The sequence below is a fragment of the Mycobacterium sp. 852002-51057_SCH5723018 genome, assembly GCF_001667035.1.
GTDB lineage: Bacteria > Actinomycetota > Actinomycetes > Mycobacteriales > Mycobacteriaceae > Mycobacterium.
Window position 1 is genome coordinate 1 of sequence record NZ_LZIR01000126.1, and the last position, 23612, is coordinate 23612.

Here is a 23612-nt window from a genome sequence, read left to right on the forward strand (position 1 = left end):
CCCCCCCCCCCCCCCCCCACACCCCCCCCCCCCCCCCCCCCCCCGGGGGGGGGCGGCCCCCCCCCCCCCCCCCGCCCCCCCCCCCCCCACGCCGGCTGCTGGCCCGGCTGCGCGAGTTTTAGCCGCTCGCCTGCCCGGACATCGCCGCTTGGATCTCGTCCATGCTGACTTCGCGCACCGGCTGTCCCAGCGACCAGTGGTGGCCGAAGGGGTCGGCGACCACGCCGTAACGGTCTCCCCAGAACTGGTCATCCAACGGCGCCACCACGGTGGCGCCGGCGTCGAGGGCCTGCTGGAACTTGGAGTCGACGTCGGTGACCGTGAGGTGAATGGTGACGGGGGTTCCGCCCAGTGACTTCGGCGTCATCGACTTGCCACCGCACACTTCCGGGAAGTCGTCGTTGAGCAACACGGTGAAGCCGTTGATGCGCAGCGCCGCGTGGATCAGCTTGCCGTCGGCCCGCGGTACCCGGCCCAGCTCGGTGGCGCCAAACGCCTTGACGTAGAAGTCGATCGCCGCCGCGGCGTCGTCGACCACGAGGTGCGGGGACAGTGCGGGTTCGAAGTTGATGGCCATGATGGTCTCCTTGTTGTCGGTATCCCGTGCCCGCCCCGGGGGTGGGCGGGCTCACGGTTATTGACTCGCCCCGCGACACAAAGTCATCGGTGTCATCGCTGTCATCGCGGAACTCGTTCATTCAACCGCCCGCCACCGACAACAAGTGCACGCGAGCGTAACGCCACGGCGAAAATATGAGCCGAACTTCGCCATGACGTTGCGCTCGCAAGAAGGCCTCAGGCGTGGGTGAGAACCCGGTCCCAACCCTCGACGGAGTCCGGGCTGCGCGGGGCGGGACCCACATAGACGGCCGACGGGCGGACCAGCTTGCCGAGCCCCTTCTGCTCGAGGATGTGTGCGCACCATCCCGCGGTGCGTCCGCAGGTGAACATCGCCGGCATCATGCTGGCCGGCACCCGGGCGAAGTCCAGGATGACCGCGGCCCAGAACTCGACGTTGGTCTCGATGGCCCGGTCCGGACGCCGCTCGCGCAGCTCGGTGAGCGCCGCCTGCTCGACCGCCATGGCGACTTCGTAGCGGGGGGCGCCCAGCCGCTCGGCGGCGGCCCGCAGCACCCGCGCGCGCGGGTCCTCCGCGCGGTAGACGCGGTGCCCGAAGCCCATCAGCTTGTCGCCGCGGTCGAGGATCCCCTTGACCAGGCTGCGGGCGTCGCCGGTGCGTTCGACCTCTTCGAGCATGGGCAGGACGCGGGCCGGTGCCCCGCCGTGCAGGGGGCCGCTCATCGCGCCAATCGCCCCGGACAGCGCCGCCGCGACGTCCGCGCCGGTTGAGGCGATCACGCGCGCGGTGAATGTCGAGGCGTTCATTCCGTGCTCGGCGGCCGACACCCAGTAGGCGTCGATGGCCTCGACGTGCCTGGGGTCCGGCTCGCCCTGCCAGCGGGTCATGAATCGCGCTGTGACCGTGGGGCATTCGTCGATGATTCGCTGCGGGACGGCGGGCTGATAAATGCCGCGCGCCGACTGTGCGACGTAGGACAGTGCCATCACCGAAGCGCGGGCCAGCTGGTCGCGGGCGGTGCTGTCGTCGGTGTCGAGCAGGGGCTTATACCCCCAGATGGGTGCCAGCATCGCCAGGCCGGCCTGCACGTCCACCCGCACGTCACCGGTGTGGATCGGCAGCGGGAACGGCTCGGCGGGCGGCAGCCCGTGCCCGAACCTGCCGTCGACCAGCAGTGCCCACACGTCACCGAAGGTGACCTGCTGATTCACCAAGTCTTGGATGTCGACGCCGCGGTAGCGCAGGGCGCCGCCGTCTTTATCCGGCTCGGCAATCTCGGTGGTGAAAGCCACCACGCCCTCTAGGCCGGGGACAAAGTTTTCGGGGACAACAGTCATAGGAAAAATTCTCGCACCCCGCCTCCGGGCCGACGCTACCGGCCGGTAGCAACCGCCGGTAGCGTTGGCGCAATGGCAGGACCGGACGAGCAGCGCCTGCAGACGATGCGCGTGGAATACGGGTCCGTCGAGAAGGACGGCAGCCCCGACCTGGACGTGGACTGGGTGGCCGACGGTTGGCTCGCGTTGTTCCGCGAATGGATTGACGACGCCGAACGCGCCGGGGTGGCCGAGCCCAACGCCTTTGTGCTGGCCACCGTCGCCGACGGCAGGCCGGTCAGCCGGTCGGTGTTGTGCAAGAGCGCCGACGAGACGGGAATCACTTTTTTCACCAACTATGACTCCGCCAAGGGGTTTGAGCTCGAGGCGTCGCCGTACGCGTCGGCAACCTTCCCCTGGTACCTGCTGGGAAGGCAGGTCCACATCCGCGGCCGGGTGAGCAAGGTCGACCCGCAAGTTACGCAGGACTACTGGTCCAAGCGCCCGCGCGGCTCACAACTGGGCGCCTGGGCCTCGCACCAATCGCGCCCGATCGCGTCGCGTGCTGCGCTGCTCGACCAGCTGAAAGAGGTCACCGAGCGCTTCGCCGGCTCGGAGTCCGTCCCGGTCCCACCTAACTGGGGCGGATACCTGATCGTGCCCGAGGTAGTGGAGTTCTGGCAGGGACGGGAAAACCGGGTGCACAACCGGATTCGGGTCATTGGCGCTCAGGTTGAACGCCTTCAGCCCTGACGCCCGCGTTTGCCGGCCGCCGGCTCACGATGAACGCCGACGCGGGGCCATCCGCCGGCATTCATCGGGCGGACGGTCGCACGAACGGCAGAGGCGACCCCGGGCAGGCACTCCGACGCGATAACGACTACCTTCAGCTGTAAGCACCTAGTCAGGGCAGCCATACCAGCCAGAGCGCAAAGGGGTTCTCGTGGCCGACACAGACGACACCGCAACTCTGAAGTACCCGGGGGGCGAGATCGACCTGCAGGTCGTCAAGGCCACCGAAGGCGCCGACGGCATCGCGCTGGGTTCGTTGTTGTCCAAGACCGGCTACACCACGTTCGACAACGGTTTCGTCAACACCTCCGCGTGCAAGAGCTCCATCACCTACATCGATGGCGAAGCCGGGATCCTGCGCTACCGCGGCTATCCGATTGAGCAGCTCGCCGAGAAGTCGACTTTCATCGAGGTGAGCTACCTGCTGATCTATGGTGAGCTTCCGAACACGGAGCAGCTGGCCGAGTTCACGAAGCGGATTCAGCTGCACACCATGCTGCATGAGGACCTCAAGCGCTTCTTCGACGGTTTTCCGCGTAACGCCCACCCGATGCCTGTGTTGTCCAGCGCGGTCAACGCGCTCTCCGCGTACTACCCCGATTCGCTTGACCCGACGGACGGCGAGCAGGTCGAGCTCTCGACGATCCGGTTGCTGGCCAAATTGCCGACCATCGCCGCCTATGCCTACAAAAAGTCGGTCGGCCAACCATTCCTGTACCCAGACAACTCGCTGACCCTGGTGGAGAACTTCTTGCGGATGACCTTTGGGTTGCCGGCTGAGCCCTACGAGGCCGATCCCGAGGTCGTGCGGGCGCTGGACATGCTGCTCATCCTGCACGCCGACCATGAGCAGAACTGTTCGACATCGACGGTTCGGCTGGTTGGATCGTCGCAGGCCAACCTGTTCACCTCCATCTCCGGTGGCATCAACGCGCTCTGGGGCCCGCTGCACGGCGGCGCCAACCAGGCTGTCCTCGAGATGCTCGAGCAGATCCGCCAAAGCGAGGACGACGTCAGCGAGTTCGTCCGCAAGGTGAAGAACCGCGAGGCGGGCGTCAAACTGATGGGCTTCGGCCACCGCGTCTACAAGAACTACGACCCCCGGGCACGGATCGTCAAGGAGCAGGCCGACAAGATCCTTGCCAAGCTCGGCGGCGACGATGACCTGCTCGGCATCGCCAAGGAGCTCGAAGAGAAGGCGCTCACCGACGACTACTTCGTCGAGCGCAAGCTTTACCCCAACGTCGACTTCTACACCGGCCTGATTTACCGGGCGCTCGGATTCCCGACCCGGATGTTCACCGTGCTCTTCGCGTTGGGCCGGTTGCCCGGGTGGATCGCGCACTGGCGCGAGATGCACGACGAGGGTGACAGCAAGATCGGCCGTCCGCGCCAGATCTACACCGGCTACACCGAACGCGACTACGAGACGATCGACGGACGCTAGTGGCGTCTTTTCCCTTTGCGAGCGTGCGTGTTTGTACGGGGACACGCCGCTCACGCCGTCCAACTACGCACCGTCGCCGTCAGAAGAGGTAGTCAGGCCGAGGCCAGCACGGCCATCGCGGCGTTGTGACCGCCGATGCCCGACACCGCCCCGCCGCGGCGGGCGCCCGAGCCGCACAACATGATTCGAGCGTGCGTCGTGGCGACTCCCCACTGGCGTGCAGGGGTATCCAGCGGATCGCCGTTGTCGGCGAACGGCCACGACAAGCCTCCGTGGAAGATGTTGCCCGCAGTCATCCCCAGCGTGCGGTGCAGGTCCAGGGTGGTCGTCGTCTCGAGGCACGGCCGACCATTGGCGTCATGCATCAGGACGTCCTGAATGGGTTCGGCCAGAACCGAATTCAGCGAGGCCAGCACCGACTCGGTCAGCCGGTCGCGCAAAGCGCCCGAGTAGCTGCCGTCGAACAGCGAGTGCGGGGTGTGCAGGCCGAACACCGTCATCGTGTGCGCGCCCGACTCACGCAGCTCGGCCGACAGGACGCTCGGGTCCGTTAGCGAGTGGCAATACGCTTCGCAGGGCAGCGGATCGGGAAGGTGCCCGCCGCGGGCGCGCGAGTACGCCGCGTCCAGTTGGGTCCAGGTCTCGTTGACGTGGAACGTTCCGGCGAACGCCTGTTCGGGTGTGACGCTGCCGTCGCGCAACCGGGGCAACCGCTGCAACACCATGTTGACCTTGACCTGCGCGCCCTGAGTCGGGGTCGCCGGCCGTTCGCCGAGGAGACCGGCCAGCACCGTCGGTGTGACGCCGGCCAGAACGAACCGACCGCGCACCACATGCTCGTCGCCACGATTGCGGTAGCGCACCTGGCCGTCGGGTTCCACAGCGAAAACCTCTGCTTCCGTGATGATTTCGGAGCCGTAGTGGACCGCCGCCGTCGCCAGGGCCGCGCTCACCGCGCCCATCCCGCCGACGGGCACGTCCCAGTCTCCGGTGCCCCGGCCGAGCACGTGATAGAGGAAGCAGACGTTCTGCCGCAGCGACGGGTCATCGAGGCGAGCGAAGGTGCCGATCAGCGCGTCGGTCGCCATCACGCCACGCACCAGGTCGCTGCCGACCGAGCCGGTGATGGCCTGCCCGATCGGTTCGTCGACCATGGCCCGCCAGGCGCCCGCCGCGTCGGCATCGCCGCCGTCGAGGACGTGTCGGCGGGCCTGGTCGCGGGTGCGGAGCGGTTCGAGCAGCGTCGACCAGAGTCGTTCGGTCACCAGCCGGCAGCGCCGGTAGAACGCCGCGAAACCGCGCTCGTCGGCGGCGGCGCCGATGGCCGCGAAGGTGTCGGGGCGCCCGACCAGCAGCCCGGTGCGGCCGGCGGTGGCGGGGTCAGGCGTGTACGACGAAAATCGCCGGCGGACCAACCGCACGTCCGCGCCCAGATCGTCGACGATGCGGGACGGCAGGAGGCTGACCAGGTAGGAGTAGCGCGACAGCCGAACCTCGACACCGTCGAACGGCTGCGCCGAAATTGCGGCACCGCCGACGTGACCCAGCCGCTCCAGCACCCGGACCCGAAGGCCCGCTTTGGCCAGGTATCCGGCCGCGACCAGGCCGTTGTGGCCCCCGCCTATGACGACGACATCGACGTCGGCCGCGTCCTCGCTCAGCTCAGGTAGCCCTCGACCTGGCCGGGCGGCCGCACCTCCGCCTCACGCGGGTCACCACCGGTTTCGCGAAGTGCCCGACGCTGCCGCAGCAGGTCCCAGCACTGGTCAAGTTCGACCTCCACCCGGTGCAGGCGATCATGCTCATCCGATGTGCTGATTTCGCCGTGCTGAAGCTGCTCGCGCAGGGACTTCTCCTCGGCGACCAGGTTGCGGATGTATGCCAGGGTTTCACTGTCGGTCGGGTTTTTGCCGTTGCCCATCGCTCTAGTGTGCCCGACTTGGGAATTGTCGCCGCGTTGACTGGGTAGGCTGCATATCGCCTGCAGGACCGGGAAGTCCTCGGCAAGGAAATTGAGGGAGGGGAAATAGTGGGGTCAGGCGCGGGTTTGCGGGAGGCGGCCGCAAGCACCGACTCGGGGCGGGCTCCGGAGTTTTACCGGCGGTCGCTTGGCCTTCCCTGGGTGATTGCCCTGGTAATTATCCCGGTGTTGATAGCGGCAATCGGCTACGGTGCATTCGACCGACCGCATGCTGCTACATCGCCGACGGGCGCTCACCCCACGCTGGCTCCGTCGGGCAGGCCCGGTGCGCCAAAGTTGTCCTTGGCGCGGCTGTCAATAACCCGCAACGGCAACGAGTTTGTGCTCAGTGGAGACTTTCCCGACGATTCCGCGAAGGCGGCGTTGATGAAGGCGGTCAACGGGTCCCTTGCGCCCGCCGTCACCATCATCGACCAAATCCGTATCAACCCCGACGTCGACGCGCTCGATTTCTCCAACGCCGGACCGATTTTCAAAGACAGCGCCTCGATTCCCGATTTCGGTATCTCCGTAAACGGAGACACCATCACGCTGACGGGGACCGCCGCGACGCAAGACCAAAAGAACACCGTCGAGCAGGAGGCGGCGCGCACCTGGTCGAATCTGAATGTGGTTGGCAAGCTTGCCGTTAACGGGCCGATTCCGCCGCCGGGACCGCCCGCTCCCACGGCGTGTGCCGGCTTGGCGTCGGCCATCGATACCGTGACGGGCGGCCCGATCACTTTTGCGAACGACGGGTTTAGCTTGACCCCGGCCGACGACCAGATCCTGGGTCAGGTGGCGGACAAGCTCAAGGCATGTCCGACCGTGCACGCGACGATCAACGGTTACACCGACAATTCCGGCGCCGAGGCCATCAACATTTCGTTGAGTAACCAGCGGGCCCAAACCGTGGCCGACTTCCTCGTTGCCCATGGCGTTGCCGGCCCACAGCTCGTCATCAAGGGTCTCGGTTCGTCGAACCCGGTCGCCCCCAATGACACGGCCGAGGGTCGTGCCAAGAATCGCCGCGTCGAAATTGTTGTGAGCTAAGGAGATCCAAGCATGGATTTTGTGATCCAGTGGTTGTGGTACCTGCTCGCTTTCCTGGCAGGTTCCGGCGTTGCCCGGGTGGTCGCCAATGTCTTGAACAAACGCCCCGGTGTCGAAATGCTTCCGGGTGATTCGCCTGGGGCTGGGATAGGCGGGGGGCGGTGATTTAAGTGCATTGGTGGCTTTTTGTCCTGTCCTTTCTGATGGGGTTGGTGTTGACGCTCGCCCTGACGGTCCGCCCCGTCAAAGGTCAGGTGCCGGTTGGGACGGCAGGGAACGGGTCGGGCCCTGAGGTCGACGCCAAGCCCGAGCCGTCCTGGCCCGGGGCTCCGGGCTGGCCGGACTTCTTCGGGACCGACATCGCGGCCGAAACTGAGCCGCCGACGACGATCATTCCGGCCGAGCAAGAGCACTCGACCACGATGAATCCGGCCGAACAGGAGTGGCCGACGGCATCGGTTCCCGTCGAGGAAGAGCATCCGACAACCCGGGTTCGGGTCCCGCACGATTTGTTTGGGGTTGACGTCCCGGCCGTAACTGAGTCGCCGACGACGATGATTTCGGTCGAGCAGGAGCACCCGACGACCGAAGTTCCCGTCGAGCAAGAGTCACCGTCTCCTGAGGCGTCCGTCGAACCCGAATCTCCAACGAGGACTATTTCGGTCCCGCACGATTTGTTCGCACCCCGCACCCCCGCCGAAAAACGCTCGCCGACGATTTCGGCCGAGCAAGACTCGCCGACGTCGGAGGTCGCCGCCGAGCCGGAGCTCCCGACCGCAACTTCTCCAGTCGAGCAAGAGTCGGAGGCGACCGAGGCTCCCGCTGAACCCGAGTTTCCGACGAGGACTATTCAGGTCCCACACGATTTGTTCGCGGCCCACGTCCCCGCCGGAAGTGCGTTGCCGACGGCAATCCCGGTCGAGCAAGAGGCCGAAGCGTCTGGGGTTACCGACGAATCGTCGTTGCCGGCCGCGACTGTTCCTGTCGAGCTAGAGCCGGAAGCGACTGAGATTCCGGTCGAGCGGGAATCGGCGACGAGAGAAGCTACCGTCGAGCACGACGATCTGTTCGCGGCCGACGTCGTCCCGGCCGAAACTGTGTCGCCGATGGCCATCCCGGTTGAGGAAGGGGCCGAAGCAACTGACGTTGGTGTCGGCCAAGAGTCGCCGTCTGATACTGCCGTCGAGCAAGAGTCGGGCCTGCCTGACTTTGCCATCGAGCAAGAGGCGGAGGCGGCGGAGGTTCCTGACGAATCGCCATTCCTGACCGCAACTGTTCCTGTCGAGCTAGCGCCGGAAGCGACTGAGATTCCCGTCGAGGCAGAGCCGGAAGCGAATGAGGCTCCCCTCGAACAACAAGAGTCGGACCTGACCGAGGTTCCCCTCGAGGCAGAGCCGGAAGCGAATGAGGCTCCCCTCGAACAACAAGAGTCGGACCTGACTGAGGTTCCCGTCGAGGCAGAGCCGGAAGCGACTGAGGTTCCCGCCGAGGACCAGCCGCCGACAGCCGAGGTCGCCGTCGAACCAGAGCCTCCGGCGACGGAGATCCCTGTCGCTCAAGAGACGGCAGCCGAGGACTCGGTGGCGAAAGAGCCGCCGAAGGCCAAGGTTTCGTTCCTGAAACGGCTGCTGGCAAGGAAGGAGTCGGCCGGCAAGGAGTCGCCTGCCTCCAAAATCCCAGTAGAGCAGGAGTCGCCGACGACCCGGATTCCGGTCGAGCAGGACTTTCCGACGACCGAGATTCCCGTCGAACACGACTTCCCGACCACCGAGATTCCGATCGAGCACGACTTGCCGACGACCGAGATTCCCATCGCGAGAGAGGCACAGAACAGCAGGGTTTCATTCCTCAGGAAATTCCTGTCAGCCGACGACTCCCCGACGACGAAGCGCCCGCCCGCCAAGAAGGCGCCGCCGAAGAAGGCTCGGCCGCCGGCGAAACGGGCACCGGCAGGGAAGATCCCCGCGAAGAAGGTGCCGCCGCGGAAGGTTCCGCCTGGCAAGGCGGCGCCGCGCAAGAATGCCCAGGCCGCCAAGGCCGGGCCGGCGAAGAAGCGTCCGGTCCCTAAAGGGACGCCGCCCCAGAAGTGGCCGGTGTTGCCATACGAGCCCTACGGCCCGGGTTCGGCTCGCGCCACACCCGACGGTGGCGGCCCGGACGGATGGCTGGTGAAGGGCCGTTCGGATACCCGGATTTACTACACACCCGACGATCCGACCTACGACCCGACCGTCGCGCAGGTCTGGTTCAAGGACGAGCAAGCCGCCATGCGGGCCTGCTTCACGCCGTGGTGCAAGAGCTCTAGGAAGTGACCCGTTCGGCCCTAGCTGGGCGCCGGGATGTGCAGCGATAGCCGCGCGCCGCCCAAGGGACTCTCTTCCAGCGCCGCCGTCCCGCCGTGCAGGTGAGCCTGTTGCGCCACCAATGCCAGCCCCAGGCCCGACCCTGAATGCGAGGCCGTCGACCCTCGGGAGAACCGCTCGAACACCACCTGGCGCTCGGCTTCGGGGACCCCGGTCCCGTTGTCGTCGACGGCGATGTCCACCCCGGCGCGCGAGCTGACCGCCGACAACTGCACCCGGGTGGCGCCGCCATGCTTGACGGCGTTGGCGATCGCGTTGTCGACGGCCAGGCGCAACCCCGCTGGCAACCCCACGATGATGCAGGTGGGCGACGGCACCAGCGAGACATCCAGGTCCGGGTAGACCCGCATGGCGTCGTGGGCGGCGCGGTCGAGGAGCTCAGTGATGTCGACCGGCACGTGATCGTCGGACGTCGACAGCTCACCCTGAGCCAACCGCTCGAGTGCGCTCAGCGTCGCCTCGATTCGCGACTGGGTGCGGACGACGTCGTTGAGCACCTCCTTGCGCTGATCGTCGGACATGTCCAGGGTCGCCAGCACCTCGAGGTTGGTGCGCATCGCGGTCAGCGGGGTGCGCAGCTCGTGGGAGGAGACCGCGGCGAAGTCGCGGGCCGACGCGAGCGCCTCCTTGGTCCGGTTCTGCTCGTCCCAGATGCGCTGCAGCATGCCCCTCATCGCCTCGGCGATCTCGACGGCCTCGCTGGCGCCGTGCACTTCGACGCGCGGCGCCTCGTCACCCGCGTCGATCGATCGGGTCTGCTGGGCGAGCTGCTTGAACGGTCGCACCGCGAACGCGGCCAGCAGCCAGGCGAAGACGGCCGCCGCGCCGATGGCGAAGCCGCAGATCAGCAGCACCCGGCGGTGCAGGTTATTGGTCTCGGCGATGGTGGCGTCATACGTCGCGCCCACGGCCAACGACGTCGGCACCGGCCCGGGAATCTCCACCGTCCGCACCCGGTAGCGCACCCCGCGGACGTAGGTGTCGGCGTAGTCCTCGCTCAGCCGGGGCAGCGTGACATCGGAATTCGACTTGACCAGGTCGCCGCGGCGGATCGTCATGATCGCGTCGCGGTCGTTGGGCGAGCGCGGGATTTCGTCCAGGCCGCGCGGCAGGAAGGGGATGGCGAAGCCCGCGGCCTCGTCGAGCCGACGGTCCAGCCGCTCCTTGCGGTCGTTGGTGATGCCGACCCAGACGACGGTGCCGACGATCAGCACCGGAATGGCGGCGCCGATGGCCGTCGCGAGCACCACCCGGGTGCGCAGCGAAGGCGTACGGGCGAAGATCCTGGACAGGACGTTCATGGCCACTTCATGGTCACTGCATTCGCAGGACGAACCCAACTCCCCGGACGGTGTGCAGCAGCCTGGGGCCGCCGTTGGCCTCCAGCTTGCGGCGCAGGTACCCGATGAACACGTCGACGACGTTGGTGTCGGCGGCGAAGTCATAACCCCACACGAGCTCCAGCAGCTGCGCGCGGGAGAGCACCGCGGTCTTGTGCTCGGCCAGCACCGCGAGCAGGTCGAACTCGCGTTTGGTCAGGTCGACGTCGACGCCGTTGACCCGGGCCCGACGGCCGGGGATGTCCACTTCCAGCGGGCCCACCGTGATGGTCTCCGAGGACGAGGTTGCGGTGGAGCCGCGGCGCCGCAGCAGCGCCTTCACCCGGGCGACCAGCTCGGCCAGCACGAACGGCTTGACCAGGTAATCGTCGGCGCCGGCCTCCAGTCCCGCCACCCGGTCGTCGACTGAGCTGCGCGCGCTCAGCACACAGACCGGGACGTCGTTGTCCATGGCTCGCAGCGCGGTGACGACGCTGACGCCGTCCAGCACCGGCATGTTGATGTCGAGCACGATGGCATCCGGGCGGGTCTCGGTGGCGCTGCGCAACGCCTCGGCGCCGTCGACCGCCGTCGACACCTCGAACCCAGACAGTCGCAGGCCGCGCTCCAGCGAGGCGAGCACGTCGGAGTCGTCGTCGACGACCAATACCCGAGGCGAGGTGGCACCAGTGTCCATGGCGCCCATTTTGCCTGATTATCTGCAGTGTGGGTGGGAGGCGCGACTCAGGCGCCAGCAGACGCAAAAGCCCCCAAAATCAATCTCGATTGGGGGCTTTTGCGTCTTCTCGTCGAAATCATCGGCGTCCCAGGCCGCTCAACTGAACCGCCAGCTGCCGTCGCACAGCGGGAACGCGCGCGGCCAGGCGTACGGCGGAGTTGCGGAGCGGGCGTACCGGGCGCGGCAGGGTCGACATCCGGGTCAGCCGTCCGGTCAGTTTCAGCACCTGCTCGGCCCATCGGCGCTGGGTGGTGGCGTAGGCGTCCAACGCCGTCTCGGGGCCACCGTGCAGAACTTCGGTGAGCGCGCCGGCCAGTGAGATCGCGTCGGTGATACCAAGATTCATGCCCTGTCCGCCGGCGGGGCTGTGCACGTGGGCCGCGTCCCCGGCCAGCAGCAGCCGGCCCGCCCTGTAGCGGTCGGCGACGCGGTGGTGGATGTGGAACCGTGTTCCCCACAGCAGGTCGGTAACCACCGACTCGCCGGGTCCGAACCCGCGGCTGTCCAGCAGCGCCTGCACGAATTCCGCCGACGGCACCTTGGGTGCGTTCGCGTCGGGGGCGACGATGCGGAAGATATCGCCGGGCAGCGGGGCCAGAACGGTCAGGCCTTGCCCGGCGTAGAACAGGATCACCTCGTTGCGGGGTGCGGCGCCGGCCAGCCGGACGTCGGCGAGCGCGAAGGATTCGGCGAATTCGCTTCCGGCAAAGCCGATTCCGGCATGCTCACGGACCGTGCTGTGCATGCCGTCGGCTCCGACGACATAGCGGGCCCGGATGGTCTCGCCGCCCTCGAAGGTGGCCGTGACCCCGTCGGCGTCCTGGGCGAGGCGGCTGAGCGTCTTGGGCCTGAGCACGGCACCGCCCAGTTCGTGCAGTCGCTGCAGCAGCAACCGTTCGGTGTCGGCTTGGGAGAGCATCAGGCTGTACGGATATTTGGTCGGCAGTTCGCTGAAGTCGATGGAGATGAGTACGCGTCGGCCCTCCCGCATGGTGAATCGCGGCGCGATCAGCCCCGCCTTGACCATCCGCCGGGCCACGTCGAGGTCTTCGAGCGCCTCGAGTGTGCGAGCGTTCACCACGGCCGCACGGGTGGTGTTCTGGCCCTCCGCCAGCGCGTCCACCAGGACCGCGCGAACCCCACGGGCCATCAGGGAAGCGCCCAGTGCGAGGCCGGTGGGACCGGCGCCTACCACCAGGACGTCGGTGTCGTTCATGGCGGGCTCCTCTCTCCGTGGTTAGTCAACGCTTGTTGATATACCTCCATGCTGGCGCGCCGACGGATCTATGTCAACAGTTGTTGGCCTACAATTGTTGACATGAGGAGATCTTCGGAGCAGACCAAAGCCGCCATCCTGGCGGCCGCCCGCGAGCGGTTCGGCACCGCAGGCTTCCAGGCCGCCACCATTCGGGCGATCGCCGCCGACGCCGGGGTGGACCCCGCGATGGTGATGCGCTACTACGGCAGCAAAGACAAGCTGTTCGCCGCCGCGGCGGAGTTCGACCTCAGATTTCCCGACTTCGCGGCGAACGGCCGGGCGCAGGTAGGACGCTCGGTGGTTCGGCACTTTCTCGAGCGCTGGGAGGGCGACGAGGCGCTGGTGATCCTGTTGCGATCCAGCGCCACCAACGTCGAAGCCGCGCAACGGATGCAGGAAATCTTCGGGACCCAACTGCAACCGCTGGTCGCCAAGCTGGTGCCGGCCGAGGAGGCCGGCGTGCGGGCGGGGCTGATCGCCACCCAAATCCTCGGTATGGCGTTATGCCGCTTCGTGTTACGGCTACCGCCCGTCGTCGAGATGAGCCGCGACGAGGTTGTCGAGTGGCTCGGCCCGACGATCGAGCGCTACCTCGGGCTGCCCGACGATGAGGGCAGCCCGATGCGCCGGTAGCGCTGCAAGCGTGCGGCCATCCGTTCGGCGGCCGGTAGCTCGCGCAGCGCGTGTACCTCGGCGGCGATAGCGCGCGAGAGTCGTTGGGAGAACTCGGCCGGTTCGTCGGCGGCGTCGGGATGCTCCGGCACGATGGCGTCGACGATCCCGGATGCCAGCAGGTCGGCCGACCGAATGCCTTGGGCCGCAGCGAGTTCGGGGGCGTGGGCGGTCTCGCGGAAGACGATCGCGCTGGCGCCCTCCGGCGGCAGCGGCGCCAGCCAGCCGTGCAGCGCGGCCAGCACCCGGTCGGCGGGGACCATCGCCAGCGCCGGTCCGCCGCTGCCCTGGCCCAGCAGCACCGACACCGTCGGCGTATCGAGAGTGACGAGCTCGGCCAGACATTGGGCGATCTGGCCGGCCAGGCCGCCCTCCTCGGCTTCGGTCGACAACGCCGGTCCGGCGGCGTCGATCAGCAGCACCAGCGGCAGGCGCAGCTCGGCGGCCAGCGCCATGCCCCGCCGCGCCTCGCGCAGGGCCGCCGGTCCGACGAGACCCCCCGTGATTCGCTGCTGGCCCAGCACCACCGCGGGCTGGCCGTCGAAGCGGGCCAGCGCCAACAGCGTCGTCGCCGCCTCCCCCTGGCCGGTGCCCGACAACAGGACCCGGTCGGTGGCACCGTGTCGCAGCAGATAGCCGACGCCGGGCCGGTCGGGCCGCCGTGACGACACGACGGAATCCCACGCCGGCACGTCCGGCGTCGGCTCGGGTCGGCTCGGCCCACGGGGCGGCCCGGGCGGGTCGGCGATCACCGTCAGCGCCCGATCGACCGTGCGGCGCAGCTCGTCAAGCGCGACGACGCCGTCAATCACCCCGTGCCGTTGCAAGTTCTCCGCGGTCTGAATGCCGGCCGGGAATGGTTCGCCGTACAGCAGCTGGTACACCCGGGGTCCGAGGAAGCCGATCAGGGCGCCCGGTTCGGCGACGGTGACGTGGCCCAGCGAGCCCCATGACGCGAACACCCCACCGGTGGTCGGATGGCGCAGGTAGACGAGGTAGGGCAGGTGCGCTCGTTTGTGGAGTTGCACGGCCGCGGCGATCTTCACCATCTGCAGGAAGGCGACCGTGCCCTCCTGCATGCGGGTGCCGCCGGAGCTCGGCGAGGCCAGCAGCGGCAGCCGCTCGGCGGTAGCCCGTTCGACCGCGGCGGTGATCCGTTCGGCCGCGGCCACCCCGATCGACCCACCCAGGAAGCTGAACTCACAGACCACCATGGCCACACGGCGCCCGAATATGCGTCCCTCGCCGGTGACCACGGCTTCGTCGAGGCCGGTGGCGGCCCGGGCGTCGGCCAGCTCCCGCGCGTAGGATTCCGACACCGGTAGGGGCAGCGGATCGCTGTCCCAGCTGACGAAAGAGCCTTCGTCGAGCACCGCATCCTGCAGCTGTTCAGTCGTAATGCGAGTCACCCGACGAGGCTATATAGGGTGGGCATCATGATCGGTGTCACCCAGGACGAAGCCGTCATGACCATAGAGCTGCAGCGCCCCGAGCGCCGCAATGCCCTCAACTCCGAGCTCGTCGACGAGCTGCGCGAGGCCATCGCCAAGGCGGGCGACGACGGGTCAACCCGCGTCGTCGTGCTTACCGGCCAGGGCACGGTGTTCTGCGCGGGCGCGGACCTCAGCGGAGACGCGTTCGCCGCAGACTATCCCGACCGGCTCATCGAGCTGCACAAGGTCATGGACGCGGTTCCCATTCCGGTGATCGCGGCCATCAACGGCCCCGCCATCGGCGCCGGTCTGCAGCTGGCCATGCAATGTGACCTACGGGTCGTCGCCCCCGACGCGTTCTTCCAGTTCCCAACATCGAAATATGGTCTGGCCCTTGATAACTGGAGTATCCGCCGATTGTCTTCGCTGGTCGGCCACGGGCGGGCCCGGGCGATGCTGCTGACCGCGGAGAAGCTCGGCGCCGACGTTGCGCTGCAGACCGGAATGGCCAACCGCATCGGGACGCTGGCCGACGCCCAGGCCTGGGCCGCCGAGGTCGCCGGCCTGGCACCGTTGGCGATCCAGCACGCCAAGCGGGTCCTCAACGACGACGGCGCCATCGAGGAAGCCTGGCCGGTGCACAAGGAGCTGTTCGACAAGGCCTGGTCCAGCCAGGACGTCATCGAAGCGCAGGTCGCCCGCATCGAGAAGCGGCCTCCGAGGTTCCAGGGGGCCTGACGGTCATGCTGCAGGGGGCGCTGCGACTGGCCGCCGGCACGGCCTCGCTGGCGGCCGGTAGCTGGTTGGTGCGCGCGCTGCACGGCGCGCCCGCCGCACTCGGTGCGTCTCCCGCGTCGATCCGGGCGGTGACACAGGGATCGCCGCACTATTCCGACGGCGTGTTCGTCAACCTCGAGCCCGCCTCGATCTACAAGATGGATCGCGAGCAATTGCGGCTCATCCTGTGGGAATTGGCGGGCAATCGCGGCGGCAGCCGGCCCAAGGCGCCGATCCCTTTGGCCGCGCCGGAAATCTTCGACGTTGAGCCCGGCCGGCTCGCCGTCAGCTGGTTCGGCCACTCGACGGCACTGCTGGAGATCGACGGTTACCGCGTGCTCACCGATCCGGTGTGGAGTGACCGATGCTCTCCGTCGGACATCGTCGGTCCACAGCGGCTGCATCCGCCGCCGGTGCAGCTTGAAGGCCTGCCGGCCGTCGATGCGGTGGTGATCAGCCACGACCATTACGACCACCTCGACATCGACACGGTGATGGCACTGGCCCTCACCCAACGGGCCCCGTTCTTCGTCCCGCTAGGTGTCGGCGCCCACCTGCGCGCGTGGGGAGTTCCCGAGCATCGCATCGTCGAACTCGACTGGCATCAGGCCGCAAAGCTCGACGAACTCACCGTGATTTGCATGCCGGCACGGCACTTTTCGGGCCGCTTCCTGGACCGCAACAACACGCTGTGGGCATCGTGGGCGTTCATCGGTCCGAGTCATCGCGCGTACTTCGGCGGCGACACCGGCTACACCAAGAGCTTCTTGGAGATCGGCGACGACCACGGGCCGTTCGACGTGACGCTGCTGCCCATCGGCGCCTACAACACGGCGTGGCCGGACATCCACATGAACCCCGAGGAGGCGGTTCGGGCGCATCTGGACGTCACCGAGTCGGGCTCGGGACTGCTGGTGCCGATCCACTGGGGCACCTTCCGGCTGGCGCCCCATCCGTGGGCAGAACCGGTGGAACGCCTGCTCTCGGCGGCCGAGCCCGCCGGGGTCAACGTGGTGGTGCCCGCACCGGGTCAGCGTATCGATCCCGCGGCCCCACGCCGATTCAACCCGTGGTGGCGGCTGTAGATTTTCAGCGCGTGTACACCGTCAGGCGGTCGCGTTGACCCCACCACTGAACCGGCCGGCGGGAGTCGACTTCGGTCCAGTGCGTATCGAGGATCGAATGCAGCTGATCGTCACCCGTGCCACCGCCGCGGCCTTCGCCCACGTAGATGACGCGACTTCCCTTGTAGGCCAACACCGTTCGTGCGCCGACATCCTGGCCATGCGGCGGCCACGAAAGCAGTAGCGTCCTTTCGGGGTGCAACGCGGCCGCTTCGGCGCAGTCCTTCGCGCAGATCTCGGCATAGAGGTCGTCGCCGTGCCACCCGTTGGTGATCAGTGTCGCGCCTGGGTTGAGGTCGTAGCAGACGACGTCCACGCCGAGCTGGCCGAGCAGGTAGGCCCAGTAGCCGGTGCCCGCGATCGGATCGACCAGCCCGCCGTGTGCGTGCTCGGCCACAAACGTCACGGTGTCGGGGTCGGGGATCGTCCAGCAGTACTTCCTGGCCAACAGCTGTCGATTCGGCGCGCGGGCCATGCTCTCCTCCACGGACCGGTCCAGCCGGAATTCGCCGACCACCGGGTTGCAGCGGAAACTGTCGGGCTCAACGCAATCCTTGACCGCCTCCCAAAAGGGATTGTCGATGGTCATGTGCGGCACCCCCTCGGAACGGCAAATCGTCCGTATCGAGTATCTTTCGCCGCCCCCTCCTCCAGTTAATGTGGCGTTACCTCGTGTCGTCGGGGAGTCCTCGACGTAAACGGGTTGTTATTCCGGCGCGCATCGTCGCCACGCTAAAGTGTGCGGCCATGACGAGACGCGCGGCAACCGCCGCTGTCGTTGCTCTGCTTGCGTTGGCAGGATGCGCGCCGGCCCAACCGGTGTCCGGTCCGCCGCCGCCGTCGTCAGATGCGCCGCCCAACGAGGTGTCGGGCCTGGCGATCCCCGCCGGCCGGCTCGACGACGCCATAGCCAAGGTCGACGGCTTAGTCGGTGACCTGATGAAAAGCTCCGGTATTCCGGGCATGGCCGTCGCCGTTGTCCACGGCGGAAAGACAATGTATGCCAAGGGGTTCGGCGTCAGAGACGCAAGCAGAGGCGACAAGCCAGACAACAAGGTCGACGCCGACACCGTCTTCCAGTTGGCGTCGGTGTCGAAATCGGTCGGCGCGGCGGTAGTGGCACACGAAGTCAGCCAGAACGCCGTCAGCTGGGAAACGCCCGTGGTGTCCAAGCTGCCGTGGTTCGCGCTGGACGATCCCTATGTCACCGGCCATCTGACCATCGCGGACCTGTATTCGCATCGTTCCGGGCTGCCCGACCACGCCGGTGACAAGCTGGAGGAACTGGGCTACGACCGCCGGCAGACGCTCGAACGGCTGAAGTACCTGCCGCTAGCTCCCTTCCGAAACAGCTACGCCTACACCAACTTCGGGGTAACCGCCGCGGCCGAGGCGGTCTCGGCCGCCGCGGGCAAGCCGTGGGAAGACCTGTCCGACGAGGTGCTGTACCACCCACTGGGGATGGCGGCCACGAGTTCGCGCTTCGCCGACTTCGTCGCTCGGCCCGACCACGCGGTCAACCACGTCAAGGTCGGAGACAAATGGGAGCCGCGCTTTCAACGCGAGCCGGATCCACAGTCACCCGCGGGTGGGGTGAGTTCGTCGGTCAACGACATGGCGCGCTGGCTGCTCATGCTGCTGGGCAATGGAACCTACAACGGACAGCGCATTGCGGCGCCGGAAGCACTGCTGCCTGCGACCACCGCACAGGTCGTCTCGGCTCCCGCGACGACACCGAACGCGCGTTCCGGCTTCTACGGTTACGGCTTCAACGTGTCGGTGAGCTCCTCGGGGCGCACCGAGTACAGCCATTCTGGGGCCTTCGCGTTGGGTGAGGCGACAAACTTCGTGGTGATGCCGTCGGAGGACGTGGGAATTATCGCGTTGACCAACGCCGCACCCATCGGCGTGCCGGAGACGCTGACCGCCGAATTCATGGATCTGGTCCAGTACGGCCAGGTTCGGGAAAAGTGGGCTGACCTGTACAAGCAGGCGATCGGCTGGATGAACAACCCGGTAGGTTCGCTGGTCGGCAGGCAACCCCCGGCCAACCCGGCGCCGGCCAAAGCGCTGAGCGACTACACCGGCGTGTACGCCAACGACTACTGGGGACCGGCCGTCGTGGCCGAACGTGACGGCGCGCTGCAGCTGTCGCTCGGGCCGAAGAACCGCACCTTCACGTTGGCGCACTGGGACGGTGACACCTTCACATTCACGCCGACAGACGAAAACGCCCCACCGGGAACGGTTTCGAAAGCCACCTTCGCCGGCGCCACTTTGAACCTGGAGTACTTTGACTCAGACAAGCTGGGGACCTTCACCCGATGACCCTTGCCAAGACATTGGGCCTGACCGATGCCGAGGTGGCACAGCGGGTAGCTGAGGGCAAGGGCAACGCCGTTCCCGAACGCTCCACCCGCAGCATCGCCGCGATCGTTCGGGCCAACGTCTTCACCCGAATCAACGCGATCCTGGGCGTGTTGCTGGCGATCGTGCTGGCGACGGGTTCGGTGATCAACGGGCTGTTCGGCCTGCTCATCGTCGCCAACAGCGTCATCGGCATGGTCCAAGAGATCCGGGCCAAGCAGACGTTGGACAAACTGGCGATCGTCGGGCAGGCGAAACCCTTGGTGCGCAGGCGATCCGGAACCCGGGCGGTGATGCCCAGCGAGGTCGTGCTCGACGACATCATCGAGCTCGGTCCTGGCGATCAGGTCGTCGTCGACGGCGCGATCGTCGAGCAGGAGAACCTGGAGGTCGACGAATCGCTGCTGACCGGTGAAGCGGACCCGATCGCCAAGGCCGCCGGTGACGCGGTGATGTCGGGCAGCTTCGTCGTGGCCGGAATCGGCGCCTACCGCGCCACCAAGGTCGGCCCGGAGGCCTACGCTGCCAAGCTGGCCCAGGAGGCCAGCAAGTTCACCCTGGTGAAATCCGAACTGCGCAATGGAATTAACCGGATTCTGCAGCTCGTCACCTACCTATTGGTACCGGCCGGTCTGCTGACCATCTACACCCAATTTTTCACCACGCACGCGGGCTGGCGGCAGGCCGTACTGCGGACTGTCGGTGCGCTGGTGCCCATGGTGCCCGAAGGACTCGTCCTGCTGACGTCGGTCGCGTTCGCCGTCGGGGTCGTTCGGCTCGGCCAACGCCAATGCCTCGTGCAGGAACTGCCCGCCATCGAGGGGCTGGCCCGTGTCGACGTGGTTTGCGCCGACAAGACGGGCACCTTGACCGAAAACGGGATGCGGGTTTCGGGCGTCGAGCGATTGGCCACGCCATCCGAAACGGTGAACGACGTGCTGGCCGCGCTGGCCGCCGCCGACCCGCGACCCAACGCCAGCATGCGGGCGATCGCCGAAACCTTCCACCACCCGCCTGGCTGGATTGCCACCGCCACAGCGCCTTTCAAGTCGGCCACCAAGTGGAGCGGGGTGAGCTATGGCGACCACGGCAACTGGGTGATCGGTGCGCCCGACGTCCTCCTCGATCCGGGTTCGGCGGCAGCCGAACAGGCCGAGCGGATCGGGGCGCGGGGGCTGCGGGTGCTGCTGTTGGGTGCTGCCGAGGTGGCCGTGGATCACCCGGACGCCCCGGGCCGGGTCACGCCCGTCGCTCTGGTGGTGCTGGAGCAGAGGGTGCGCCCCGACGCCCGCGAGACGTTGGAGTTCTTTGCCGCGCAGGGTGTTTCGGTCAAGGTGATCTCCGGCGACAACGCAGTGTCGGTCGCGGCGGTCGCCGGCAGGCTCGGCTTGCGTGGCGACACCATGGACGCGCGTCAACTCCCCACCGGCCCTGCGGACCTGGCCGAAGCGCTGGACTCCCACACCACCTTCGGCCGCGTGCGGCCCGACCAGAAACGCGCCATCGTGCACGCCCTGCAATCGCGCGGGCACGCCGTGGCGATGACCGGCGACGGCGTCAACGATGTGCTGGCCCTCAAGGACGCCGACATCGGCGTCGCGATGGGCGCGGGCAGCCCGGCGTCGCGCGCGGTGGCCGACATCGTCTTGCTGGACAACAGGTTCGCCACGCTGCCGTATGTAGTCGGCGAGGGCCGGCGCGTGATCGGCAATATCGAGCGGGTCGCCAACCTGTTTTTGACCAAGACGGTGTACTCGGTGCTGCTGGCGCTGTTCGTCGGCATCGAATGCCTGGTCGCCAAGCCCCTCAAGGCCGACCCGCTGCTGTACCCGTTTCAGCCGATCCACGTCACCATCGCAGCGTGGTTCACCATCGGGATCCCCTCTTTCATCTTGTCGCTGGCGCCCAACAACGAGCGCGCTCACACGGGCTTTGTGCGCCGGGTGTTGACGTCCGCGCTGCCGTCTGGGCTCGTAGTGGGCGTCGCGACGTTCGTCTCCTACCTGGTGGCCTACCACGGCCGTCACGCCACCTTTCAACAACAGGATCAAGCGTCGACGGCGGCGCTGATCACATTGCTGGTGACCGCTCTGTGGGTGCTCGCGGTCGCGGCGCGACCCTACCAGTGGTGGCGGGTGGCGCTGGTGATCTTCTCGGCGCTGGCCTACGTGGTGATCTTCAGCATCCCGTTGGCCCGGGAGAAGTTCCTGCTCGACCCGTCGAATGTTGCGGTGACGTCGACCGCCTTGGGGATCGGCGTGCTGGGCGCCGCGGCGATCGAGACGACGTGGTGGATACGCGCCAGGATGCTGGGCGTACAGCCCCGCCTGTGGCGCGAGCCGGTAAGGGCGCCCCAGTAGGATTTCCTGAGGCCCGCGGGGAAGGAATGGCAAACATGGGATTCCTGGACAAAGCGAAAGACCTGCTGTCACAAAACGCCGACAAGGTCGAGACTGCGATCGACAAGGCCGGCGAATTCGTCGACGACAAGACGCAGGGCAAATACTCCGACACCATCCACAAGGTGCAGGAGGAGGCCAGGAAGGCGGCCGAATCCGCCACAAAGGGCGACCAGCAGAACTGAGCACATGGCGAAACTCTCCGGATCCATCGACGTACCGCTGCCACCCGAGGTGGCCTGGAAGCATGCCTCCGACCTGTCCCGGTACAAGGACTGGCTGACCATCCACCGGGTGTGGCGCAGCAAGCTGCCCGACGACATCGAGAAGGGGACGATCGTCGAGTCGATCGTCGAGGTCAAGGGCATGTACAACCGGATCAAATGGACGGTTGTGCGCTACAAGCCGCCGGAAGGCATGACGCTCAACGGCGACGGCGTCGGCGGTGTCAAGGTCAAGCTGATGGCCAAGGTTCAGCCCGCCGACGAGGGCTCCGTCGTCAGCTTCGACGTGCACCTCGGCGGCCCGGCGCTATTCGGGCCGATCGGCATGATCGTCGCGGCCGCGCTGCGCGGCGACATCAACGAGTCGTTGCAGAATTTCGTCACGGTCTTCACGAAGCCCGATCCGAGTACGAACGGCGACGGCGGCGCCCGTCAGTGACCCTGGCCCGATGAGTTTTCGCCTCGGCGCCGGTCAACATGTCTGAACCCCACTTTCGGGGCCAGACGCACCGAGGAGGTCACCATGCCCATCCGTGATGGCGCGCCGCTGGGCGCTCCCTGCTGGATCGATCTGACGACGTCGGACGTCGACCGCGCCCAGGACTTCTACGGCACGGTCTTCGGCTGGACGTTCGAGTCCGCCGGACCCGAGTACGGCGGATACATCAACGCCGCCAAGAACGGCCACCGCGTGGCCGGCCTGATGGCCAACAATCCCGAGTGGCAGTCGCCGGACAATTGGGCCACCTACTTTCACACCTCCGACATCAACCCGACCGTCTCCGCGGTGACGGCGGCGGGCGGCTCGGTGTGCATGGGGCCGATGGAGATACCGGCTAAGGGCCATATGTGCCTGGCGACCGATCCGTCGTGCGCGTTCTTCGGGCTGTGGCAGCCGTTGGAGCACCGCGGCTTCGAGGTGATCGGCGAGGCCGGCGCCCCGGTGTGGCACCAGCTGACCACGCGCGATTACCGCGCCGCGGTCGACTTCTACCGCGAGGTCCTCGGCTGGCGCACCGAACAGGTTTCCGACACCGACGAATTCCGGTACACCACAGCATGGTTCGAGGATCAGCAATTGCTCGGCGTAATGGATGGAGCTGGCTTCCTGCCCGAGGGCGTCCCATCGAATTGGACGATCTTCTTCGGCGCCGAGGATGTCGATAAGACGCTGCAGGTGATCACCGACAACGGCGGCGCCGTGGTGCGGGGCGCCGAGGACACCCCGTACGGTCGGCTGGCCGCGGCCACCGATCCGACGGGCGTCATCTTCAACCTGTCCTCGTTGCAGAGCTAGTCGGGCCGAGCGTCGGTCACGCGCGGCCGAGGGCAAGTCAGCTAATCTCGCAACCGTGACTCGCCGGCTCCGCCCTGGGTGGCTGGTGGCGTTTTTCGCGCTGCTCGTGTCGGCCAGCGCCTGGATGCCGTGGCTGACGACGGCGGTCAACGGCGGCGGATGGGCCAGCGCCATCGGCGGCACCCACGGCAACCTGGAGCTGCCGACGGGATTCGGCGCGGGCCAGCTGATCGTGTTGCTGTCCTCGACGCTGCTGGTGGCCGGCGCGATGGTGGGCCGCGGCCTGTCGGTACGAGCGGCTTCGGTTGCCGCACTGGCGATTTCGCTGCTCATCGTGGCCCTGACCGTGTGGTACTACAAGCTCAACGTCAATCCGCCGGTGTCGGCGGAATACGGCCTCTACGTCGGCGCGGTGGGCGCGGTCTGCGCGGTGGTGTGCTCGGTGGTGGCGGTGATCGCGGCCCTGGCGTCGGGTCGGTCCGGTCGGTAGGC

22 protein-coding genes and 1 pseudogene are annotated in these 23612 nt (G+C 67.2%); 14 read left to right on the forward strand and 9 right to left on the reverse strand.

Going from position 1 to position 23612, the window contains the following annotated elements; genetic code table 11:
• Window positions 1-118: 118 nt before the first annotated feature.
• Both A5764_RS25550 and A5764_RS25555 read right to left on the reverse strand, forming a co-directional pair.
• Window positions 119-577: a VOC family protein gene (locus A5764_RS25550; protein WP_067119162.1), complete on the reverse strand. Its 459-nt coding sequence runs from the start codon at window positions 575-577 to the stop codon at window positions 119-121.
• Between the two features lie 218 nt (window positions 578-795).
• Window positions 796-1917 carry a citrate synthase 2 gene (locus A5764_RS25555; RefSeq protein WP_067119168.1) on the reverse strand — a complete coding sequence of 374 codons (1122 nt, stop codon included), beginning with the start codon at window positions 1915-1917 and terminating at the stop codon, window positions 796-798.
• Window positions 1918-1989: 72 nt separating this feature from the next.
• Between A5764_RS25555 and pdxH the strand changes: the two genes are divergently transcribed.
• On the forward strand, window positions 1990-2649 hold the full coding sequence (gene pdxH, locus A5764_RS25560) for a pyridoxamine 5'-phosphate oxidase (protein ID WP_067119171.1): 660 nt from the start codon (window positions 1990-1992) through the stop codon (window positions 2647-2649).
• A 190-nt stretch (window positions 2650-2839) separates the two neighbouring features.
• On the forward strand, window positions 2840-4135 hold the full coding sequence (locus A5764_RS25565; RefSeq protein ID WP_067119173.1) for a citrate synthase: 1296 nt from the start codon (window positions 2840-2842) through the stop codon (window positions 4133-4135).
• A 92-nt stretch (window positions 4136-4227) separates the two neighbouring features.
• Here A5764_RS25565 and A5764_RS25570 read toward each other — a convergent pair whose 3' ends face one another.
• Window positions 4228-5796, reverse strand: coding sequence for an NAD(P)/FAD-dependent oxidoreductase (locus tag A5764_RS25570; protein WP_067119175.1), 1569 nt, complete (start codon window positions 5794-5796; stop codon window positions 4228-4230).
• The gene (locus tag A5764_RS25575; RefSeq protein WP_067119177.1) at window positions 5793-6056 is read right to left on the reverse strand and encodes a DUF2630 family protein; all 264 of its coding nucleotides are present in this window, start codon (window positions 6054-6056) and stop codon (window positions 5793-5795) included. Before A5764_RS25575 ends, A5764_RS25570 begins: the two co-directional genes overlap by 4 nt.
• Before the next feature lie 108 nt (window positions 6057-6164).
• Here A5764_RS25575 and A5764_RS25580 point away from each other — a divergent pair, with 108 nt between their 5' ends.
• The 3 genes and pseudogenes from A5764_RS25580 to A5764_RS25585 form a co-directional block, all read left to right on the forward strand.
• Window positions 6165-7148 (forward strand): OmpA family protein, encoded by a 984-nt coding sequence (locus tag A5764_RS25580; RefSeq protein WP_067119179.1) that lies wholly within the window; start codon window positions 6165-6167, stop codon window positions 7146-7148.
• A 12-nt stretch (window positions 7149-7160) separates the two neighbouring features.
• Window positions 7161-7313 carry a hypothetical protein gene (locus A5764_RS28625; protein WP_156664887.1) on the forward strand — a complete coding sequence of 51 codons (153 nt, stop codon included), beginning with the start codon at window positions 7161-7163 and terminating at the stop codon, window positions 7311-7313.
• A 1925-nt stretch (window positions 7314-9238) separates the two neighbouring features.
• Window positions 9239-9460 (forward strand): annotated as a pseudogene (locus A5764_RS25585) (hypothetical protein); the annotation flags it as partial.
• An 11-nt stretch (window positions 9461-9471) separates the two neighbouring features.
• Here A5764_RS25585 and A5764_RS25590 read toward each other — a convergent pair.
• The 3 genes from A5764_RS25590 to A5764_RS25600 all read right to left on the reverse strand — a co-directional run bounded on the left by A5764_RS25590 (window position 9472) and on the right by A5764_RS25600 (window position 12785).
• Complete coding sequence (locus A5764_RS25590; RefSeq protein WP_067119182.1) at window positions 9472-10812, reverse strand: HAMP domain-containing sensor histidine kinase; 1341 nt, start codon at window positions 10810-10812, stop codon at window positions 9472-9474.
• Between the two features lie 13 nt (window positions 10813-10825).
• Entirely contained in the window at window positions 10826-11536 is a 711-nt protein-coding gene (prrA, locus tag A5764_RS25595; RefSeq protein ID WP_156664888.1) for a two-component system response regulator PrrA, read from the reverse strand.
• A 109-nt stretch (window positions 11537-11645) separates the two neighbouring features.
• Entirely contained in the window at window positions 11646-12785 is a 1140-nt protein-coding gene (locus A5764_RS25600; protein ID WP_067119184.1) for an FAD-dependent monooxygenase, read from the reverse strand.
• A 102-nt stretch (window positions 12786-12887) separates the two neighbouring features.
• Here A5764_RS25600 and A5764_RS25605 point away from each other — a divergent pair, with 102 nt between their 5' ends.
• A complete protein-coding gene (locus A5764_RS25605; RefSeq protein WP_067119185.1) occupies window positions 12888-13460 on the forward strand; it encodes a TetR/AcrR family transcriptional regulator in 573 nt (190 codons plus the stop codon).
• On the opposite strand, the gene A5764_RS25610 is transcribed toward A5764_RS25605, so the two are convergent.
• Window positions 13415-14908, reverse strand: coding sequence for a carboxyl transferase domain-containing protein (locus tag A5764_RS25610; RefSeq protein WP_067119187.1), 1494 nt, complete (start codon window positions 14906-14908; stop codon window positions 13415-13417). The genes A5764_RS25605 and A5764_RS25610 overlap by 46 nt on opposite strands.
• A gap of 27 nt (window positions 14909-14935) precedes the next feature.
• Between A5764_RS25610 and A5764_RS25615 the strand changes: the two genes are divergently transcribed.
• Both A5764_RS25615 and A5764_RS25620 read left to right on the forward strand, forming a co-directional pair.
• Window positions 14936-15670 (forward strand): enoyl-CoA hydratase, encoded by a 735-nt coding sequence (locus tag A5764_RS25615; protein WP_067119229.1) that lies wholly within the window; start codon window positions 14936-14938, stop codon window positions 15668-15670.
• Window positions 15671-15675: 5 nt separating this feature from the next.
• Window positions 15676-16794, forward strand: a complete 1119-nt coding sequence (locus A5764_RS25620; RefSeq protein WP_156664889.1) for an MBL fold metallo-hydrolase — start codon at window positions 15676-15678, stop codon at window positions 16792-16794.
• 4 nt (window positions 16795-16798) lie between these two features.
• On the opposite strand, the gene A5764_RS25625 is transcribed toward A5764_RS25620, so the two are convergent.
• Window positions 16799-17422 carry a hypothetical protein gene (locus A5764_RS25625; protein ID WP_067119189.1) on the reverse strand — a complete coding sequence of 208 codons (624 nt, stop codon included), beginning with the start codon at window positions 17420-17422 and terminating at the stop codon, window positions 16799-16801.
• A gap of 158 nt (window positions 17423-17580) precedes the next feature.
• Here A5764_RS25625 and A5764_RS25630 point away from each other — a divergent pair, with 158 nt between their 5' ends.
• From A5764_RS25630 to A5764_RS25655, 6 genes are all read left to right on the forward strand, one after another.
• Window positions 17581-19161: a serine hydrolase gene (locus A5764_RS25630; protein ID WP_067119192.1), complete on the forward strand. Its 1581-nt coding sequence runs from the start codon at window positions 17581-17583 to the stop codon at window positions 19159-19161.
• Complete coding sequence (locus A5764_RS25635; RefSeq protein ID WP_067119195.1) at window positions 19158-21560, forward strand: cation-translocating P-type ATPase; 2403 nt, start codon at window positions 19158-19160, stop codon at window positions 21558-21560. The genes A5764_RS25630 and A5764_RS25635 overlap by 4 nt, the downstream gene beginning before the upstream one ends.
• A gap of 35 nt (window positions 21561-21595) precedes the next feature.
• Window positions 21596-21784: an antitoxin gene (locus A5764_RS25640; protein ID WP_067119234.1), complete on the forward strand. Its 189-nt coding sequence runs from the start codon at window positions 21596-21598 to the stop codon at window positions 21782-21784.
• A gap of 4 nt (window positions 21785-21788) precedes the next feature.
• On the forward strand, window positions 21789-22262 hold the full coding sequence (locus A5764_RS25645; protein ID WP_067119196.1) for an SRPBCC family protein: 474 nt from the start codon (window positions 21789-21791) through the stop codon (window positions 22260-22262).
• 84 nt (window positions 22263-22346) lie between these two features.
• Window positions 22347-23120 carry a VOC family protein gene (locus A5764_RS25650; protein ID WP_067119199.1) on the forward strand — a complete coding sequence of 258 codons (774 nt, stop codon included), beginning with the start codon at window positions 22347-22349 and terminating at the stop codon, window positions 23118-23120.
• A gap of 55 nt (window positions 23121-23175) precedes the next feature.
• Window positions 23176-23610 (forward strand): hypothetical protein, encoded by a 435-nt coding sequence (locus A5764_RS25655; protein ID WP_067119202.1) that lies wholly within the window; start codon window positions 23176-23178, stop codon window positions 23608-23610.
• Window positions 23611-23612: the final 2 nt, after the last annotated feature.

Bases quoted from the DNA above. Each gene is read 5' to 3' on its own strand.
- A5764_RS25550 (WP_067119162.1), bottom strand. From the start codon at position 577: ATGGCCATCAACTTCGAACCCGCACTGTCCCCGCACCTCGTGGTCGAC.
- A5764_RS25555 (WP_067119168.1), bottom strand. From the start codon at position 1,917: ATGACTGTTGTCCCCGAAAACTTTGTCCCCGGCCTAGAGGGCGTGGTG.
- pdxH (WP_067119171.1), top strand. From the start codon at position 1,990: ATGGCAGGACCGGACGAGCAGCGCCTGCAGACGATGCGCGTGGAATAC.
- A5764_RS25575 (WP_067119177.1), bottom strand. From the start codon at position 6,056: ATGGGCAACGGCAAAAACCCGACCGACAGTGAAACCCTGGCATACATC.
- A5764_RS28625 (WP_156664887.1), top strand. From the start codon at position 7,161: ATGGATTTTGTGATCCAGTGGTTGTGGTACCTGCTCGCTTTCCTGGCA.
- A5764_RS25590 (WP_067119182.1), bottom strand. From the start codon at position 10,812: ATGAACGTCCTGTCCAGGATCTTCGCCCGTACGCCTTCGCTGCGCACC.
- prrA (WP_156664888.1), bottom strand. From the start codon at position 11,536: ATGGGCGCCATGGACACTGGTGCCACCTCGCCTCGGGTATTGGTCGTC.
- A5764_RS25600 (WP_067119184.1), bottom strand. From the start codon at position 12,785: ATGAACGACACCGACGTCCTGGTGGTAGGCGCCGGTCCCACCGGCCTC.
- A5764_RS25605 (WP_067119185.1), top strand. From the start codon at position 12,888: ATGAGGAGATCTTCGGAGCAGACCAAAGCCGCCATCCTGGCGGCCGCC.
- A5764_RS25615 (WP_067119229.1), top strand. From the start codon at position 14,936: ATGATCGGTGTCACCCAGGACGAAGCCGTCATGACCATAGAGCTGCAG.
- A5764_RS25620 (WP_156664889.1), top strand. From the start codon at position 15,676: ATGCTGCAGGGGGCGCTGCGACTGGCCGCCGGCACGGCCTCGCTGGCG.
- A5764_RS25625 (WP_067119189.1), bottom strand. From the start codon at position 17,422: ATGACCATCGACAATCCCTTTTGGGAGGCGGTCAAGGATTGCGTTGAG.
- A5764_RS25630 (WP_067119192.1), top strand. From the start codon at position 17,581: ATGACGAGACGCGCGGCAACCGCCGCTGTCGTTGCTCTGCTTGCGTTG.
- A5764_RS25635 (WP_067119195.1), top strand. From the start codon at position 19,158: ATGACCCTTGCCAAGACATTGGGCCTGACCGATGCCGAGGTGGCACAG.
- A5764_RS25640 (WP_067119234.1), top strand. From the start codon at position 21,596: ATGGGATTCCTGGACAAAGCGAAAGACCTGCTGTCACAAAACGCCGAC.
- A5764_RS25645 (WP_067119196.1), top strand. From the start codon at position 21,789: ATGGCGAAACTCTCCGGATCCATCGACGTACCGCTGCCACCCGAGGTG.
- A5764_RS25650 (WP_067119199.1), top strand. From the start codon at position 22,347: ATGCCCATCCGTGATGGCGCGCCGCTGGGCGCTCCCTGCTGGATCGAT.